Genomic DNA, 15,941 nt, shown 5'->3' with positions numbered 1-15,941 from the left:
TATTCATCCTCCCGTAGATGGAACTGCCAATGCTTGTCTGATCGGCGCCAACTGGATTGTTTTCTTTACGGTTTGCATCAACGCCTCTGAATTCGCTTCGGCGTGCAAGCGGGGAAGCCGTCCGAGGACCTTAAGCCCGCTATATTGTTCGATTAGCTCGGCATTCATAGCAAGGCTAGGATCGCTATGCAGCTCCGTTAATTCGCCGTCATTCAAAATGACGCCTACGATGGGGACAGCGCGATGCTGCAGGAATGATGCAGTTAGCAGTGTGTGATTAATCGTGCCGAGGTTGGGCCGGGCGACAATCAGAGCAGGTATGCGGAGCGCTGCAATTAAATCCGCAACGAGGGCGTCGTCGGTCAGCGGAACAGCGACGCCGCCAGCGCCTTCGACGAGCAGCGCTTCGTAACGTTCAGCAAGCGGTTTGCCGGCAGCGATCAGTTCCTTCAGCGTAAGGGTTACACCGGCCTGCTTGGCGGCGATCAGCGGCGTAAGCGGAGCCTCGAATGAAAACGGCGCTACCGCCTCGGGCTGTTCATCAATTCCCGTGCTTGTCAGCAGCCGTTCAGCATCGGTACCTCCACTACCAAGAAGTGCCCCAGATTGCACCGGCTTCCAGACACCGGCATTCAGCCCTTCGGCGCGCAGCACACGGGCGAGGGCAGCCGTCACAACCGTCTTCCCAACGCCAGTGTCTGTCCCTGTCACAAATATTCCGCGTATCTGTTCAGCGTTCGCTTTATTCATACAGCCTCGTCCTCAGTGACGTTAAGTACCGATTCCGCCAATATATCAGCCATTGCATCCAATTCAGCTTCGCTGCTGGCAAGCGGAGGGATGAAAACAACTACATTGCCAAGCGGCCTCGTTAGCATGCCGAGTTCCCTGGCTCGCAGGCTCGTGCGAACGCCGATCCGTTCCGCCCAATCGTAGGGCTCGCGGGAAACTTTATCGCGGACGAGCTCAATTCCGACCATCAGCCCTTGTTGCCGGATTTCACCGACGTGCGGGCGATCTTTCAGCGCTGCGAGCTTATTTTCTACATAAGACGCCTTGGCTCGTACGCCTTCAACCATGTTGCGTTCTTCCATCAGCTTCAAACTAGCCAAAGCAACGGCACAACCAAGCGGATTTCCTGTGAAGGAGTGACCGTGGAAAAATGTTTTCTGCTCCTGGTAATCGGCGTAGAATGCGCCGTACACCTCATCCGTCGCAAGCGTCGCAGCAACAGGCAGATAGCCGCCTGTAAGCCCTTTGCCGATTACCATCAGATCAGGTGAAACGCCTTCGAGATCGCAGGCGAACATAGCGCCCGTGCGGCCGAAACCAGTCGCCACCTCGTCGGCGATGAGCAGTACGCCATGCTTGCGGCACAGCGCAGCCATCTCTCGCAAACAGCCTGGAGGCATGACAACGATGCCGCTGGCTCCTTGCACAATGGGCTCTACAATGAGAGCGGCAATCTTATCCGCCTGAGTCTCGAGCAGAGCACGCAGTGAGGCTAGCGTAGTTTCTAATGCTCCCGTTTCACCGCCTTTATGGCGATAAGCATAAGGATATGGAATGATGTGAGTGGGAAAGAGCATGGGGCGGAACACATCATGATAGAGCGGGATAGCACCGACACTAACCGCGCCAAGCGTATCTCCGTGATAGGCTTGATTCATGGTTATGAAAGTTGTTTTATCTTTTAATCCCTGGTTATGCCAGTATTGAAACGCCATTTTGACCGCGATCTCGACACCGGTTGCCCCTGAATCAGAGTAGAACACTTTGGTCAAACCTTGCGGGGCGATCCCCGCCAGCTTTGCTGCAAGCTCGATGGCAGGCACATTGGCCATGCCGAGGAGCGTGGAGTGCGCAACACGCCCTAACTGATCCGCGACCGCCTGATTCAACTCAGGTACGTTGTGTCCGTGTATGTTTAGCCAGACCGAAGAGAACCCGTCATAATAGGCGCGTCCATGAACGTCGTACAGCATAATGCCTTCACCGCGTTCAATAATGAGTGGGTCGGCATTCTCGTAATCTCTCATTTGTGTAAAGGGATGCCATAAATGAGCTTTGTTCATGGCAGCAAGCTGCTCATAATGCGGTGTCACAAGCTATCACCATCCGGTAATTATGTTAATTGTCAACCAAATAACAATAGAATAGGTTAACAATCGAATGTAGCCATTCTAGCAGACCATAGAGTCTGTTGTAAAGAAAAAGTAGCATACTGAATGCTTGCGGGTTCCACAAGCAAAATAAAAAAAGGCGGGCAAATTGGGTGTCAATTTGCTCGCCTTTTCGATTAGTTGCTTGATGTTACACGCGTTTCAGCGTTACATAACTCGTTGCTTTTGCTCCGGATGGAAGCACTGCTGTTAATTCGAAGGAGGTTACATTACCGGTTACAGTGACTTTACCACTGGAATTAATGGAGACAGTTCCAACAGGACTGCCAGACGCGCCTTGAATATCGTTTGCAATGAAGATTGTACCCAGTGCGAAATTGTAGGATCTGATCTCATCTTTTTCATACTTGTTATCGTAATTATCGATGACACTCAAATCCATATCTGTATAAGCGTCGAAGGCGTATACCGTAGTAGCTACGGAGACATTTCTGTCGATTGACGAATTGCCGGCTTTCACTGTTTTAGCTGCAATGCTGTCGCTTTTTACAGTGACGGTTACACGCAATTGCTTGTCATCGTTATTACCGATGCGTACAATCAATAAAACGTCAGCGGTACCGGGTTTGTTACCGAGCACATAAGCATGATGGTCAGCGGATACCGCGGCTTTAACAACGCTTGGATTCGAAGATTGAATGGACTGAACAACGCCAGGAATGGCTACCGGTTCCCCGCCTGAGGTTACTTTTATTTCAATTTCTTTGGCGAGCTGACTGAGTGCCGGATTTTCAGCTTCTGCTTTCGTAGCCAGTAAATCCAGGCCTGTTGCTGAGTCGGTTATGCCGCTGTCAAGCACATTAGGGATGACATAAGTGCCCGAAATTGCAACGTTCCCTGTATCTGTAGTTGGCGCAGAGATGGTCAGCTTGCCTGTAGCTGTCTGAATAGATGCAGCGTCCAAGCCGCCAAGCGTTACGGTGTAGTCACCCGCAGTAAGTGCGCCGTCTTTGGCAACTAGTGTTGCAGTTGTGCCATCGCTGGACCATTCCGTTGTAGTATTTACGACGGCAGTTCCTTTATTCAGTGTCAGTGTCGCTTTGGCAGTATCCACTTTTTTGTTTAAAGTAACCTGTACTTTTTTGTTGTCTGAATCCGCTTGTACGCTTTTGACGGAAACGAGCGTTTGATTTTGAAATGCGCCTTGAGCGGCGTAGGAGCTCAGAACCAGATCCGAGCGAGTAGCAGATTGATCGCCAGCTTTGCTAGCCGCGTGAATTCCGAGACCAGTCGCTTGTTTCACAGCGTCGCTATACCATGGCGTGCCGGTTACGCTCACTTTTTTGCCTAAACCTTTGAGCAGAACCGTGTCCAGTTGACCGGTTGTAACCGAGTCGCCAGGGACAAATGTCGTGTCGGTGACACCATCAATCAAGCCGGCTTTTTTCGCAGCTTCAATATACGGGATGGCCCAACCATTTGCTGAATCACCAGCAAGGACGTCGGAAAAGCTGGACACCTTAACGGTAGGATCCACTTTAATGCCATAGATTAATGTAGCTACTTTTGCGAATTGGGCACGAGTCATATTTTGTGTAAGACCGAATGAAGTGTTAGAGACGCCTTCAAAAATACCAGCCGAAATCATGGCGTCGATTTTAGCTTTCAGACCAGCGTCGATACCGGCCAAATCCGTAAAGTCAGAAGTGGATGCTGCAGCGGCAGCGGTCTGCGAAGGATTCGCAAGAGCAGCAGACGACAACATAGAGAATGCAATTGCCGAAATCGCAAGTGTTGTGAGTTTACTAGATTTCATAAATACCTCCTGATAGTGAATGATAAGATACTATAACTATACATTGCATGATGAGGTGCGTCATTGTCAAATTGTTGGCAGTCTATGTGATGGAGTGCTAAGTCCAGTAAAATAGTTTCATAGGCAAATGAGAATGATAATTAACCTCATCAACTAACTTATAGTGAGAATGATTATTATCCTCATTTACTAATTTTAAATAAACTACTTTACAAATGTAAGTGAAATAGATATAATAAACACAACAACATTGATGAAGCGAGGAGGTTGAAACCATGGGTAAATGCGCATGCGGCAACACACAAAACACTGAAGGTAACTGCGACGGTTCACACGCTAAAAAAGATAAGTAATTTCTCGCCAACATATAGAAAAGGATTCCACGAACATCGAGTTCGTCGGAATCCTTTTTTTCGTTTAGTAGCAAAACGCACTGTGCAAGCATTAACATAGAGAGAATCCTTTGTTATGCTCTCGCTTATCTACATTTCTAATGTCTGATTTGCGAAAGGTATTTCTATCGTGCAGAATAGAGGCAAGTATGTGATTCTGACAGAGGAGTGACGGATTGAATGAATGTGAAAGAAGCGATTCGTGAACGGCGCAGTATCGGTAAAGTCAAATCCGAGCCAGTAGATAAAGCCTTAATCGAAGAGATCCTTGAAGCTGCTGTGTGGGCGCCGAATCATTGTCATACAGAGCCATGGCGCTTTTGGGTCATGACGGGAGACGGCAGAAAGCTACTAGCGCGGGGGTATGCGGAAGTTGCGGCTGCTGAGGCTGGTGATGTGTCTGAAGAGGAATTGGCGCTAGTGAGAAGCGGGCAAGAGAAGAAAGCCTTTCGAGCGCCGGTCGTCATCGCTGTAGCTGTAGCGCCAACGGATCATCCGACTGTGCCGGAAATTGAAGAATACGCGGCTGTCCATGCCGCTGTACAAAATATGCTGTTAACTGCTCATGCGCTTGGACTAGGCACAGTTTGGCGCTCTGGAGCACCGACCTATCATCCGAAAATGAAGGAAACTTTCAATCTTCAAGGAAAAGAAGAGTTGGTCGGGTTCATTTATATCGGCTATCCGGATATGCCGACGCCGAAGGCGGAACGGGTGCCATTCGCGCAGAAAACGGTATGGCTCAGCGAGTAGAAGACTTTTAAAAAAAGGATGCGGGGCATGTCCCTGCATCCTTTTTATTTATTTTTTTAGCGCGACTGCGATTTGAGCAGCGGTTTGCGCGTTGTGATAGACGAGCGCGATGTTGGTTTCCAAGCTGCGGCCCTCGGTTAATTGTTTAATGCGCGCAAGCAGGAATGGCGTTACCTTTTTGCCGGTAATGCTCTGTTCTTTGGCTTCAGCCAGCGCCTGCTGAATAACGCCTTCAATTTCAAGGTGGTTCATGGCCGACTCGACTGGCACGGGATTGGCGATAATTGCGCCGCCGTTCATGCCAAGCTCCCATTTGGTGCGAAGCATGCTGGCTACTTGGGCAGCCTCTTCCAAATGGAAGTCTACGCCGTAGCCGCTTTCGCGTGCATAGAACGAAGGAAACTCGCTGGTTTTGTAACCGACAACCGGAACGCCGTGGGTCTCCAGGTATTCGAGCGTGCGGCCGATATCCAGAATGGATTTGACGCCAGCGCAGACGACCGCGACGTTCGTTTGCGCAAGTTCGGTCAAGTCGGCCGATACGTCCATGGTGTCTTCACCTTCGCGGTGTACGCCGCCGATACCGCCGGTCGCGAATACTTCGATGCCAGCCAGTGCGGCGCCGATCATCGTTGCGGCTACAGTCGTCGCGCCGATTTTACCGGACGACAGGATATACGGGAAGTCGCGGCGGCTGACTTTCTCCACGTTTCCGTTTGTGGCGAACGCTTCGAGCTCCTGCTCGTTCAGACCGATCTTGATTTTGCCATCCATAATGCCGATCGTAGCCGGAACTGCGCCGTTATCGCGGATAATCTGCTCGACCTTCTTGGCCATTTCAATGTTCTGCGGATAAGGCATACCGTGGGAAATAATTGTTGTTTCCAGTGCGACGACTGGCTTATTAGTAGCTAGCGCTTCTTTCACTTCATCTGTAAACGTGAGGTATTTATTCATAGCAGGGATAGTCTCCTTTAATTAAGTTGTTGGTTTAGCCGTTTGAATGAGGCGTTCCTCATTCAGCTCGCTGGCAACGGAATCTGCGGTTTGCAGCGTGATATGGGCAGCGGCAAGGCCGTAAGAACAGGCCTCGATATAGGAATGATGGTGCAGCACGCCATAAGCGACTCCTGCTAGGAAGGCATCGCCCGCGCCAGTTACCTCCACGACTTTCGTCGGAATGGGGGCAAAAAGCTGGCTTCCTTCTTCGCCATGATACATTATGCCTTTGCTGCCAAGCGTAATGAAGACGTGCTTCGCGCCGCGAGTACGGATAGCTTCCGCCAGCTTAACGAAGTCAGGCTCCGCGGTGATGGGAACGCCCGCAAGCTCGCAGGCTTCCTCCAGATTGGGGAAAATCGCGGTCACCCCTTGGAGCTGCTGGGGGAGCTTCTTCGCCTTCTCTGAGGAAACAGGGTCAACGAATAGGGGAACACCATCTTCGCTACAGCGTTTAATCAAATCATCCAACGTTTCGGCAGGCAGGTTCGTATCCGCGATGGCCAGCTTGGATGCGGCAATGTGCGACCATTTTTCTTTGATGAGCGCAGGTGAATATTTATCGTAAATTTCCATGTTGGCGAAAGCGAGGAACATCTCGCCGGTGGCATCCAAAAGCGCCGTGTATATCCCCGTGTTCTCATTTGGCAATACAATCGCCTGGCTGACATCGACCCCGCGTTTCCTCGTCTCTTCCAGCACCCACTGGCCAGCCTTGTCGTCACCGACTACGGTTAGCAGTGCTGCCTGGCAGGACAGCTTGGCGAGCGTTTCAGCTATGTTGCGAGCGACCCCACCGCACGCTTCCGTCACGGTGACCGGGTTCGAGGAGGCAAGGCGAATCGCTTGCTTGCTGCTCGCTTTGCTGTCCAGGTTTGCACCGCCGATGCACATGACGGTATTATCATCTGCTGTGATGTAAGCGCGGCCTCGTATAATGCCCTTCTTCATTAGCGCAGCGATATAACCGGCAACGGCTGATCTTGAGATGCCGATGCTGGTTGCCATTTCATGTTGGGAGATGAACGGATTCTGATGGATAAGCGCTAAAATTTGCTGTTCCCGATCCATGAGCGGCTCCTTTCTGTATGGTGCTGCTTCCAGTGTACTGCTCCTTTGGACATTTGTCTATATGGCAAACAATTGTCCGAAAGTATCTGTCTATGCATACAAAAACCTTGTTATTATTGCTTTTGCATCACTAAAAAGAAAATAGCCTGCTCGTGATCTCGAATGGCATGTGATTAAAACGAAGAAGGAGCTGGCCGCGGCAGCTCCTTCTTCGATTCATGTATGCAACTACTGGGGCATTCAGGCAGATCAGCAACTCTTAACGGGCGGCTTTGGAGCGGTTAGCGAATCCCAGTAAGCCAAGCAATCCGAGCAGTCCCCAATATTTCCACTTCGATGAGGGCTGAGTCGCTGCTTGCTCTGATAAAGCTGTGTAAGAGGTCGGGGGTGTGAGGCCATATGACGCAGCATTTGATTGGCTATGGATACTGCGGTCATCCCTGGGCATGCCGAATGGGTTCGTGTTGAAGAAAGTTGGCGAGCCTTGTTTGGCCGTTTCCCAACGCTCTTGCGGAGAGCTGACCTGCTTGGCCCTAGGATGGGCATGGAAATGGTGGGCTCCAAGCAAGGCTGTAATGGACAGAAATGATACGAGGGCAAGCTTCACTAATCGCGAGGACATGCTCTATACCTCCAAACGTTTGTTGAGTGTAAGTTAGCTAGGTATCGATATTTTCCCCATGATATTGGAAGTTATGTACAAAAAACCGTTGAGCCTCTAAAGGCATTCAACGGTTTTTTGGGTTGTGCTGCTAGTTACTTCGTAACTGTTACGGAAATCGTCGTTTTCATATTGGAATAGGTCACGGTGATTTTCGCAGTTCCTTTTCCAGTCGCTTTAATGATGCCATCCTTCACGTCGGCAACCATGATATTGGAAGAGGTCCATAATGCTGGTTTCGTCACATCATTTTCAGAGCCGTCTGTGTAGGTAGCCACGGCCTCGACCTCAGCGGTCTTGCCTTCGCGAAGCTCGACTTTAACGACATCGGTTTTCAAATATTTCAATGTATCGATTTCCACCGGAATCGAGATGGATTTCCCGCCAAATGAAGCGGTTAGTGTTGTTTTTCCTGAACTGCTGGCGGAGAATAAACCATCGGTAACCGTGCCTAATTTGTAGGCAGACACTTTCCAAGTTGCGGAATTGGTTACATCTTTGGTCGTGCCATCGGACAATGTGGCGGTAAGCTTCACTTGCAGCTGCTCGCCGCTTTTCACTGTGATGAAGGCGGTATCCGCTTCAAGCGTTTGGATCACGCCGATCTCCACAGGAATCGTAACGCTTTTGCCGCCGTAGGTAGCCGTAATCGTTGCTTTTCCTTTGGCGACAGGCGTTACAAGGCCTTTGGAAACCGTGACAATTGCCGTGCTGCTCGATTTCCATTCTGCATCGTTCGTTACAGTGCGAGTAGCGCCGAGAGAATCTGTCGCTGTCAATACGATCGAGCGGGTTTCGTTGACATCAAAGATCAGGCTGGATACACTCGCGGACAGGTCGCTCGCCATGTCGACTTGAACGGAGATCGTAACCGTTTTGCTATCCAACTGCGCCGTTAGCGTGACTTCGCCAGAAGTCAAAGCTTTCACGCTGCCTGCATCGACGGTAACGACTTTCGGATTGCTGCTTGTCCAGATCACATCCGAAGTTACTGGCTTGGTCGTGTCATCCGTATAAACCGCGGTTGCCGTCAGGGCGACTGCATCGCCTTTTTTCATGACGAGCTTCTCTTGACTGATCGTTAAGCTTTTCAAAACGCCAACCGATACTTGAGTCACGGCAGTTCGCGTGCCAAACTTCGCAGTCACGGTTGCCGCGCCCGTAGCGATCCCCGTAATATCGCCGTTTCTAACTTCGGCAATTTCTTTCGCGCTGGTTGTCCATTCTGCTTTGGTTGTGACGGTTTCTTGCCGTGCGTTCTTATAGTAGGCAGTGAGCACTAACTGCTCAGAACCGCCAATTTGCAGATTCACGGTTTTCTTGCTCAGTTTGATGCTGTCTGGAATATCGACCTCAATTGTAGTCGTTGTTGTTTTGCCGCCGTAACGGGCTGTTACTTTGGCGATACCGGATTTATAAGTTTTAACCAACCCTTTGGCAACAAAAACGACGTCTTCGTTATCCGAGCTCCATTCCGCGCGGTCTGTGACAGGTTCCGTCTTGCCGTCAGCGTAGGTTGCGTATAAAACCAGAGCTTGTTCTTCATTTGTTTGCATGGAGAGGAACTCTTCGTCCACAAATAATCGGTGCGGGACTTCAACGTCGACTGTAGCTTTGACGGTTTTATCTCCGAATTTCGCCGTCACGACAGCTTCGCCGATGGCATGAGCGATTAGCTTGCCACCGGATACTTCAACGACATCCTCGTCGCTTGACGTCCATTCTGCGCGAGCCGAAACGTCCTTGGTCTTATCGGCATCTGTAGGCGCCTCCGCATAAGTCGCTGTGAGCGTAAGCGTTCCGGTTTCGCCTTTTTTCAGCAACACAGTCTGCTTGTCCAGATCCAGTTTAACAGCGTTATCCACATCGACGGTAATCGTCGTTGTTTTCGTGCCGTAAGTGGCAGTCAGGGTAGCTTTACCAACGCCATAGCCTTTAATCGTGCCTTTGATGGCATCGGCTACTTTCTCTTTATCCGTCGTCCATACGGCTTTCTCCGAAACATCGGCGCTAGTGCCGTCCGGATAGGTCGCGATAAGTTCCACTTTTTCCGTACCGCCTGTCAGTAACGAAATTTGGGATTTCTTCGCATCAATACGTCTTACGACCTCAACGTCAACAGGCAGCGTTAAAGATTGATTCATATATTTGATAGTGATGATAGCACTGCCCGGATTCTGGCCTTTCACCAAGCCGTTGGTCACTGTCGCGACCGAGCTAGTATCGATGGTATAGTCAGCTTTACTGGTGACCTCCTCCGAAGTGCCATCCTCATAATAGGCCATGATTTTCAGTTGTTCGGTACCGTTGAGACGCAAATCCAACGATAGCTTGTCCATCGTTAGGGATTTGACTTTCTTCGTGACCGTAACGTTCACGATTTCAGTTTTACCCATATAGGTGGCGGTAATGACAGCTTTACCTTCTTTTTTGGCTGTAACGACGCCTGCATAAACAGAAGCGATATCCGTCGTTCCTGAAGTCCAATCGGTCTTGACCGTCGCGCTTTCGGTAGAGCCGCTAACATAAATGGCGGTTGCCGTTAGATTCGCCGTGTCTCCGACTTGGAGAACGAGTTCGTTCTTGTTGAGCACGAGTTTAGAGATTTCATCGGCTGCTGATACCGTTCCTACGACTAAGGATTGAGCGGCTATAACAAAAATAATTATCAATGATAACCACTTGCTGCGACTAAACTTCATGATTGATTACCTCCACTGTGTTCTCCTTCCAGTCATAAAAAAATTATGGAACGTAACTATTATCGGAAAAAGAACGTCAAAATTGAATAGCCAAAATGAGAAAACCCTGAGCGGCGGGCTGTTCGCTGGGCTCAGGGTCAATAGGTTTGAGAAGATGGCTGTAGTCGTCTTAACGCTTCACAACATTGAAATTAGAGTCGATTAGCAGCCAGTTTTGCGGGAAGCTGAGGCCCAGCTTCCAGTAACTGATGCCGCGTAGTTTAAGTTCTTTCAGCAGGCGGAATTTGGCTTGAATAGAGCGCGCATCCTCGAACCAAACCGTATGCTCCTTGCCTGCAGCATCCCAATAATTGAAATGGGGAGCTTGCGCGGTGTAGTCGTACAGGATTTGGGCGTTGTTCTTGCGAGCCAGATCGATTGCCGCCTGCGGGGAGACCGCTTTGGCGAAGGGCCCGCCTTTGACGTAAGGCAGCGTCCAGTCGTAGCCGTACAGGTTCTGGCCCATCATGATTTTGGAGGCGGGCATCTCAGTTAAGGCATATTCGAGCACTTTGCGTACAGGCCCAATGGGAGAGACAGCCATAGGTGGACCGCCACTGTAGCCCCATTCGTACGTCATGATGATGACGAAGTCGGCAATTTCGCCGTGAGCCTTGTAATCGTGGGCTGTGTACCATTCCCCAGCCTGGGCGGAGCTGGTTTTGGGCGCGAGGGCAGTAGACATCAAGTAACCTTCCTTGTGAATGCGATCGGCCGCTTTGCGGAGGAAGCGGTTATAGGCCTCTCGATCGGACGGGAGCAAGTGCTCAATGTCGAAATGAATGTCCCTGAAACCATACTGCTTTGCTGTCTTTATAATCGTATCCAGCAAATGGTTCTGAACCGTTTCGTCGGTGAGAATGATATGTCCCAGCCCTGCGCTGAATTGGTCATTCTCCAAATTCGTCACCACCATCATGAGGGTAACGCCCTCCTGCGAAGCGATGGTGCTGAGATCATCTAGTGGGGGCGCCTGGAGCGTGCCATCTCGTTTGATCCGGAAGCTGAACGGCGCCAAGTAGGTCAGATGAGGAGCGGCCTCCTTGGCTGAATCCTTGAGCAGGGGAGATACGTCCCCACCGCGGGGTTCAAGGTAAGCATTCACTTCAGCCGATGTCCGTGGAATCGGCGGGATGTATAGACGGAAGCCTACCGGAAGCGGACGGCCAATCGGAATACCGTTGACAGACGCTAACGTATGCGGGTCGACACCGACTTTACGGGCAATTAAGTAAAGACTCTCGTGCGGCTGCACCCAATAATAGGAGCCGATAATCGGAATGACTAATGCCTGTCCGATGACGAGCTGTTGACTCGGATCAATTTCATTCGCTTTAGCGATTGCATCCACGGACACGCCATAAGTCTGTGAAAGCTGGTACAGCGATTGTCCCTTCTGGATTGCATGGATTTGCATGGGGTTACCCTCCTTAGAGTTTTCCGTAAGGAAAACTGGCATCGTAAGCATAAACTGAGTTTTCCGTAAGGAAAACTTGCATCGTAAGCATAAACTGAGCTTTCCGGTACTTTTTCTTTACCTTATTCCGATAGAGTGAAATGGGTGTATGTCTACTCATTTTTCTTATCTGAAGTGAAGAGGGGGAGCGGCCCGCATGCATATCCTCAAGCGAAAAGAAGATAATAAGATAATTGGAAACTTCTTCTTAAAAGGTGCTGCTTATGACACGAAAACCTCGTCGCGAAATCGCTTTTGTCAGCTTGCTGGGCATAACACAACTGCATTTGCGAAGTCCGCTAATCATTGGTTGGTGGTCCGCCGCTTTCCCAGGGTTTGGGCATCTATTGTTGTCCAAGCACATCCGCGGTTTTATGCTCATTGGATGGGAGATGCTGATCAATACGCAAATGCATCTGAACGAAGCTATGGTGTATACGTTCACCGGTCAATTCGACCACGCCAAGGAAGTGGTGGATATCCAGTGGATGTCGCTTTACGCGCCCGTGTATTTATTTTCGATTTACGACAGCTACCGAACGACTGTGGATATGAATCATTCCTACCTATTAGCCGCAAGGGAAAATGCTCCGATTGCTATTTTTAGAATAGGGGCGTTGGAAATTAATTACGTAGATAAACGATCGCCATGGCTATCCGTCGTCTGGTCACTGCTGATGCCGGGTGTGGGGCAGCTCTATTCGCATCGCATAGTCAATGCCTTTTTCGTGCTTGTCAACTGGATCGTGATTTCTTATCTGGCTCATCTGCTCGAAGGGATTCATTATCTGCTTATGGGGGATTTTGCCCAATCTGCAACCGCCGTGGAGATGAAGTGGCTTATGTTCTTGCCTTCGATTTATGGATTTGCCATTTATGACGCTTATGTGGTTACCGTGGAGTACAATAGACTGTTTGACCGGGAGCAGGCTCGGTTTTTAAAATCCGACTACCAACCATCTCAGTTTGCTTTTCCTAAATCTCCGTTTTTAAAATGAGGGTGACAGCATGCATGTAGTATCTTCTTTTGAACATTCCATTTACTTAGAGCTGGCCATCACTGCGCTGGAAGAGGCTGGTATCCCCAAAGCGCGTATTTATGCTGTTCCTCTGCGTCGCAGATCCCAACAAGTGAAAATGTTTGATACCATTCATCGCTCCGATGGCGTAAGTTTATTCGACGCGGGTGTTGTTCTAGGGACTGCACTTACAGTCGTAGGCTCCTCCTATGGATTTATACTCAAGGAAGGTCCCATTTTTTGGGGCGTTATCGGTGCGATTGTTGGATTCATAATCGGTGCGCTGGCGGATGTCCTTCATAAAAAAAAGAAGTCCAAGCCGGGCGCAGCGAGCAGTAATACAGAAGTGGTAGTGCTCGTTTCTTGTTCCCAAGAGGATGTGAAACAGGTTGAATCTATTTTCTGGAGCCATCATGCTTTCGGCGTTGCGGTCTGTGAGTGACCGGGAAGAGGGACTGAAACAGCTTCTTAAATTCGGTACTATTGGGAAATAGTACTATCCAATTTGTGACATGGCTCCTATACTCGATTTAAAGAGTTATACATTATCGCGTTGCAGCAGGCAACCATTGGGGGATTTCAGTTATGTACACAAATCGGAAACGGAATACATCCGCATTTACATTTATGGTGTGGGCATCATTTATCGGCGCTTTTCTAGCTATGTTTATCGGAATTTATACACTTGAGGAATCGTTAAGCGTGAAAGGTTACTATGCGGTATGCGCGTTATTCCTGACGATGTCAGCCTTCGTCTTGCAGAAAGTCGTACGCGATAATTTGGAAGATGGATACGGAGCACGGAAGCGGAATACCTCGGCATTCACTTTTATGGCGTGGAGTGCATTTACATTGGCTCTGCTCGGAATGTTTATTGGCATTGTCGTTCTGGAACAACCGCTGTCTGTCAAAGGGTACTACGCAGTTACCGCGTTGTTCTTGACGATGTCCTCCTTCGTCCTGCAAAAAACGGTACGCGACAACAATGAAGACGATGCCTTGCACCATCCCATGGATACGGGCGAGGAACTATAATGAGAGCAGCGTTCACGGCCTTATGGAGGCTGGCGGACGCTTTTTTGAATACAACCGATTAGAAGTATATGGATAATAGTCCCGTGGGAACCATTTTAAATCTCATCTTTGGGAGTCGAGTTGTTGCAGTTGTAAACGAGAGGCTTAAGAGGAACGTGAGTGCGCTATTTACTCGAAAAGCGGCTTATGAAATAGACAGGCGGAACTACGATGCTTTATTTTGTTGTTTTCGCTGCCCGGCAGCCGAAATTTCGGTCGATAGAGCACTCACGTTCCGCTAAAATGGAGATGGGGACCAGTTTTCCTACATTAAGGTACTGCTGATCCTCATCCAACAACTTATAAGAAGGTGCGAGTATGTCCGAGGTTACTGTTCGTTTGATACATCATCATGAGCGGGAAGAACTACTGAATCTATATAAGCATTTGCATGTTGATGACCCTGAACTGGTCTATGACGATCATCTTGAGCAGCTTTGGACTGAAATCATGAATGATAGCTATATGAAAATCATTGTTGTGGAGGAAAAAGGAAAGCTAGTTTCTTCTTGTGTACTAACAATCATTAGAAACTTGACCAGAAGTGCAAGGCCTTATGGATTAATAGAAAATGTTGTGACGCATGAGGCATATAGAAAGAACGGTTATGGTCAGATGGTTTTACGTAAAGCGGAACAATTGGCGAGTGAAAAGAACTGCTACAAAATCATGCTGTTGACAGGATCCACGCGTGAGGAAGTCCACAATTTTTATGAAAAAAGCGGCTTCCGTAAAGGCCTGAAAACAGGTTTTATCAAGAAGCTCAATCCGTAAGTTAAATCGGTACAAAAAGGAGATAAATAGGAACGCTTGTTCTCAGAGAGAATAAAAGGTAAAATATACATACAATTGAATCTTGGGTGGCATGGTTTTCCTTCGAAAGGAGGTGAGGCCATGGATATAAAAGATGCAATAACGGTTATGTTCCTTTTTGGAATGTTCATCCTTGCACTTTTATCCTATGTAAATAACAAGAAAAAGTAAAAACCCACCCCAAGGTTATCTGCCAAAGGTGGGTCTTAATTGCCCTATGACTTAGAAGGGAAAAGATCATCCAAGCCAATTGTATGGCCAAGTGTTCTCAGCACTTGGTCTTTATTAATAGTATGGTACCATAATCAAATGTTTGCTTCAAATCTAAATACAATTTTTGGCGGGGCGATAAGAGAGCCAATCGTATATGTGCTGTAGATGGGGGTTCTAGTCATGCAAGAGTCAGTCTGTTCTGGGGGGATGACCACATTTTTAGATGAATGGCACGCCTGATCCGGCTGGACTGCATGGAGAAAGCCCAAACCGGCTAGGTTTTATTCGTCCATTTTGGGAAATAATAGGCTTACTTCAGGGAGGTTGATGAGAGATGACAATTGAACGCGCTGTTCTTCTGACCGTTTGGCTGGTCTGCCTCATCTTGATACCGATTACGATTCCCAGGGCTCGAATTCGCGAGGCTGTTCTTGTATTTCTAGCGAGCCAGGCGATTACATGGACATTGAGCATACTTTTTGTGGAGATGGGGCTGCTCGAAAATCCGGTCAGGGAATTTCCTGCCGCCACAGGGACGAATTTTACGAATAACTATGTCTTGTATCCATATCTGTCTACAATATTTTTCTTATATTATCCTTTGGGGAAATCCTTGCTCCGCAGAATTTGTAGCCAGGCTGTTCATTTAGCGATAGCTTGTATCTACGTGTATGCCATCAAGACCTATACGGATATCGTTAATTACCTGCATTATAATATGTTTCTCACGGGGATCGTGTTTTTCTTGGGCATGAATGTAACCAGATGGTATGGTTATTGGTTTTTCAAAAAGGCGTAGAGGGAAGGATA

At 48.8% G+C, this 15,941-nt stretch carries 15 protein-coding genes and 1 pseudogene; 8 read left to right on the top strand and 8 right to left on the bottom strand.

Annotated elements, in window-relative coordinates; all coding sequences use genetic code 11:
- Nucleotides 1–3: 3 nt before the first annotated feature.
- From bioD to ABRS97_RS18305, 3 genes are all read right to left on the bottom strand, one after another.
- Nucleotides 4–750 carry a dethiobiotin synthase gene (gene bioD, locus ABRS97_RS18315; RefSeq protein WP_367816276.1) on the bottom strand — a complete coding sequence of 249 codons (747 nt, stop codon included), beginning with the start codon at nucleotides 748–750 and terminating at the stop codon, nucleotides 4–6.
- Nucleotides 747–2,075 carry an adenosylmethionine--8-amino-7-oxononanoate transaminase gene (gene bioA / locus ABRS97_RS18310; RefSeq protein WP_367816368.1) on the bottom strand — a complete coding sequence of 443 codons (1,329 nt, stop codon included), beginning with the start codon at nucleotides 2,073–2,075 and terminating at the stop codon, nucleotides 747–749. The genes bioD and bioA overlap by 4 nt, the downstream gene beginning before the upstream one ends.
- Nucleotides 2,076–2,313: 238 nt before the next feature.
- Nucleotides 2,314–3,939, bottom strand: a complete 1,626-nt coding sequence (locus tag ABRS97_RS18305) for an S-layer homology domain-containing protein (protein ID WP_367816274.1) — start codon at nucleotides 3,937–3,939, stop codon at nucleotides 2,314–2,316.
- Nucleotides 3,940–4,511: 572 nt separating this feature from the next.
- On the opposite strand from ABRS97_RS18305, the gene ABRS97_RS18300 reads away from it, so the two are divergent.
- Entirely contained in the window at nucleotides 4,512–5,084 is a 573-nt protein-coding gene (locus ABRS97_RS18300) for a nitroreductase family protein (protein WP_367816272.1), read from the top strand.
- Between the two features lie 48 nt (nucleotides 5,085–5,132).
- Here ABRS97_RS18300 and ABRS97_RS18295 read toward each other — a convergent pair whose 3' ends face one another.
- The 5 genes from ABRS97_RS18295 to ABRS97_RS18275 form a co-directional block, all read right to left on the bottom strand.
- Entirely contained in the window at nucleotides 5,133–6,041 is a 909-nt protein-coding gene (locus tag ABRS97_RS18295) for a pseudouridine-5'-phosphate glycosidase (protein WP_367816271.1), read from the bottom strand.
- A 21-nt stretch (nucleotides 6,042–6,062) separates the two neighbouring features.
- Nucleotides 6,063–7,154 (bottom strand): carbohydrate kinase, encoded by a 1,092-nt coding sequence (locus ABRS97_RS18290; protein ID WP_367816269.1) that lies wholly within the window; start codon nucleotides 7,152–7,154, stop codon nucleotides 6,063–6,065.
- Between the two features lie 259 nt (nucleotides 7,155–7,413).
- A complete protein-coding gene (locus ABRS97_RS18285) occupies nucleotides 7,414–7,776 on the bottom strand; it encodes a hypothetical protein (RefSeq protein ID WP_367816267.1) in 363 nt (120 codons plus the stop codon).
- A 134-nt stretch (nucleotides 7,777–7,910) separates the two neighbouring features.
- Complete coding sequence (locus tag ABRS97_RS18280; protein ID WP_367816265.1) at nucleotides 7,911–10,517, bottom strand: Ig-like domain-containing protein; 2,607 nt, start codon at nucleotides 10,515–10,517, stop codon at nucleotides 7,911–7,913.
- A 169-nt stretch (nucleotides 10,518–10,686) separates the two neighbouring features.
- Nucleotides 10,687–11,973, bottom strand: coding sequence for a glycosyl hydrolase family 18 protein (locus ABRS97_RS18275; protein WP_367816263.1), 1,287 nt, complete (start codon nucleotides 11,971–11,973; stop codon nucleotides 10,687–10,689).
- 263 nt (nucleotides 11,974–12,236) lie between these two features.
- On the opposite strand from ABRS97_RS18275, the gene ABRS97_RS18270 reads away from it, so the two are divergent.
- The 7 genes and pseudogenes from ABRS97_RS18270 to ABRS97_RS18240 all read left to right on the top strand — a co-directional run bounded on the left by ABRS97_RS18270 (nucleotide 12,237) and on the right by ABRS97_RS18240 (nucleotide 15,930).
- Nucleotides 12,237–13,010, top strand: coding sequence for a hypothetical protein (locus ABRS97_RS18270; protein WP_367816261.1), 774 nt, complete (start codon nucleotides 12,237–12,239; stop codon nucleotides 13,008–13,010).
- Nucleotides 13,011–13,020: 10 nt separating this feature from the next.
- A complete protein-coding gene (locus ABRS97_RS18265) occupies nucleotides 13,021–13,473 on the top strand; it encodes a hypothetical protein (RefSeq protein ID WP_367816259.1) in 453 nt (150 codons plus the stop codon).
- Nucleotides 13,474–13,616: 143 nt separating this feature from the next.
- Nucleotides 13,617–13,820 (top strand): annotated as a pseudogene (locus tag ABRS97_RS18260) (YiaA/YiaB family inner membrane protein); the annotation flags it as partial.
- Nucleotides 13,821–13,862: 42 nt separating this feature from the next.
- A complete protein-coding gene (locus ABRS97_RS18255; RefSeq protein ID WP_367816366.1) occupies nucleotides 13,863–14,066 on the top strand; it encodes a YiaA/YiaB family inner membrane protein in 204 nt (67 codons plus the stop codon).
- A 357-nt stretch (nucleotides 14,067–14,423) separates the two neighbouring features.
- A complete protein-coding gene (locus ABRS97_RS18250) occupies nucleotides 14,424–14,879 on the top strand; it encodes a GNAT family N-acetyltransferase (RefSeq protein WP_367816258.1) in 456 nt (151 codons plus the stop codon).
- A 120-nt stretch (nucleotides 14,880–14,999) separates the two neighbouring features.
- The gene (locus ABRS97_RS18245; protein ID WP_367816256.1) at nucleotides 15,000–15,089 is read left to right on the top strand and encodes a putative holin-like toxin; all 90 of its coding nucleotides are present in this window, start codon (nucleotides 15,000–15,002) and stop codon (nucleotides 15,087–15,089) included.
- Nucleotides 15,090–15,465: 376 nt separating this feature from the next.
- Nucleotides 15,466–15,930, top strand: coding sequence for a CBO0543 family protein (locus ABRS97_RS18240; RefSeq protein WP_367816254.1), 465 nt, complete (start codon nucleotides 15,466–15,468; stop codon nucleotides 15,928–15,930).
- The last annotated feature ends 11 nt before the right edge of the window (nucleotides 15,931–15,941 follow it).

The sequence above is a fragment of the Paenibacillus tabacirhizosphaerae genome (assembly GCF_040812395.1).
GTDB lineage: Bacteria > Bacillota > Bacilli > Paenibacillales > NBRC-103111 > Paenibacillus_E.
The sequence above is the reverse complement of the archived record's forward strand: the minus strand, read 5'-3'. Positions and strand labels throughout refer to the sequence as shown.

Bases quoted from the DNA above. Each gene is read 5' to 3' on its own strand.
- bioD (WP_367816276.1), bottom strand. From the start codon at position 750: ATGAATAAAGCGAACGCTGAACAGATACGCGGAATATTTGTGACAGGG.
- bioA (WP_367816368.1), bottom strand. From the start codon at position 2,075: ATGAACAAAGCTCATTTATGGCATCCCTTTACACAAATGAGAGATTAC.
- ABRS97_RS18305 (WP_367816274.1), bottom strand. From the start codon at position 3,939: ATGAAATCTAGTAAACTCACAACACTTGCGATTTCGGCAATTGCATTC.
- ABRS97_RS18300 (WP_367816272.1), top strand. From the start codon at position 4,512: ATGAATGTGAAAGAAGCGATTCGTGAACGGCGCAGTATCGGTAAAGTC.
- ABRS97_RS18295 (WP_367816271.1), bottom strand. From the start codon at position 6,041: ATGAATAAATACCTCACGTTTACAGATGAAGTGAAAGAAGCGCTAGCT.
- ABRS97_RS18290 (WP_367816269.1), bottom strand. From the start codon at position 7,154: ATGGATCGGGAACAGCAAATTTTAGCGCTTATCCATCAGAATCCGTTC.
- ABRS97_RS18285 (WP_367816267.1), bottom strand. From the start codon at position 7,776: ATGTCCTCGCGATTAGTGAAGCTTGCCCTCGTATCATTTCTGTCCATT.
- ABRS97_RS18280 (WP_367816265.1), bottom strand. From the start codon at position 10,517: ATGAAGTTTAGTCGCAGCAAGTGGTTATCATTGATAATTATTTTTGTT.
- ABRS97_RS18275 (WP_367816263.1), bottom strand. From the start codon at position 11,973: ATGCAAATCCATGCAATCCAGAAGGGACAATCGCTGTACCAGCTTTCA.
- ABRS97_RS18270 (WP_367816261.1), top strand. From the start codon at position 12,237: ATGACACGAAAACCTCGTCGCGAAATCGCTTTTGTCAGCTTGCTGGGC.
- ABRS97_RS18265 (WP_367816259.1), top strand. From the start codon at position 13,021: ATGCATGTAGTATCTTCTTTTGAACATTCCATTTACTTAGAGCTGGCC.
- ABRS97_RS18255 (WP_367816366.1), top strand. From the start codon at position 13,863: ATGGCGTGGAGTGCATTTACATTGGCTCTGCTCGGAATGTTTATTGGC.
- ABRS97_RS18250 (WP_367816258.1), top strand. From the start codon at position 14,424: ATGTCCGAGGTTACTGTTCGTTTGATACATCATCATGAGCGGGAAGAA.
- ABRS97_RS18245 (WP_367816256.1), top strand. From the start codon at position 15,000: ATGGATATAAAAGATGCAATAACGGTTATGTTCCTTTTTGGAATGTTC.
- ABRS97_RS18240 (WP_367816254.1), top strand. From the start codon at position 15,466: ATGACAATTGAACGCGCTGTTCTTCTGACCGTTTGGCTGGTCTGCCTC.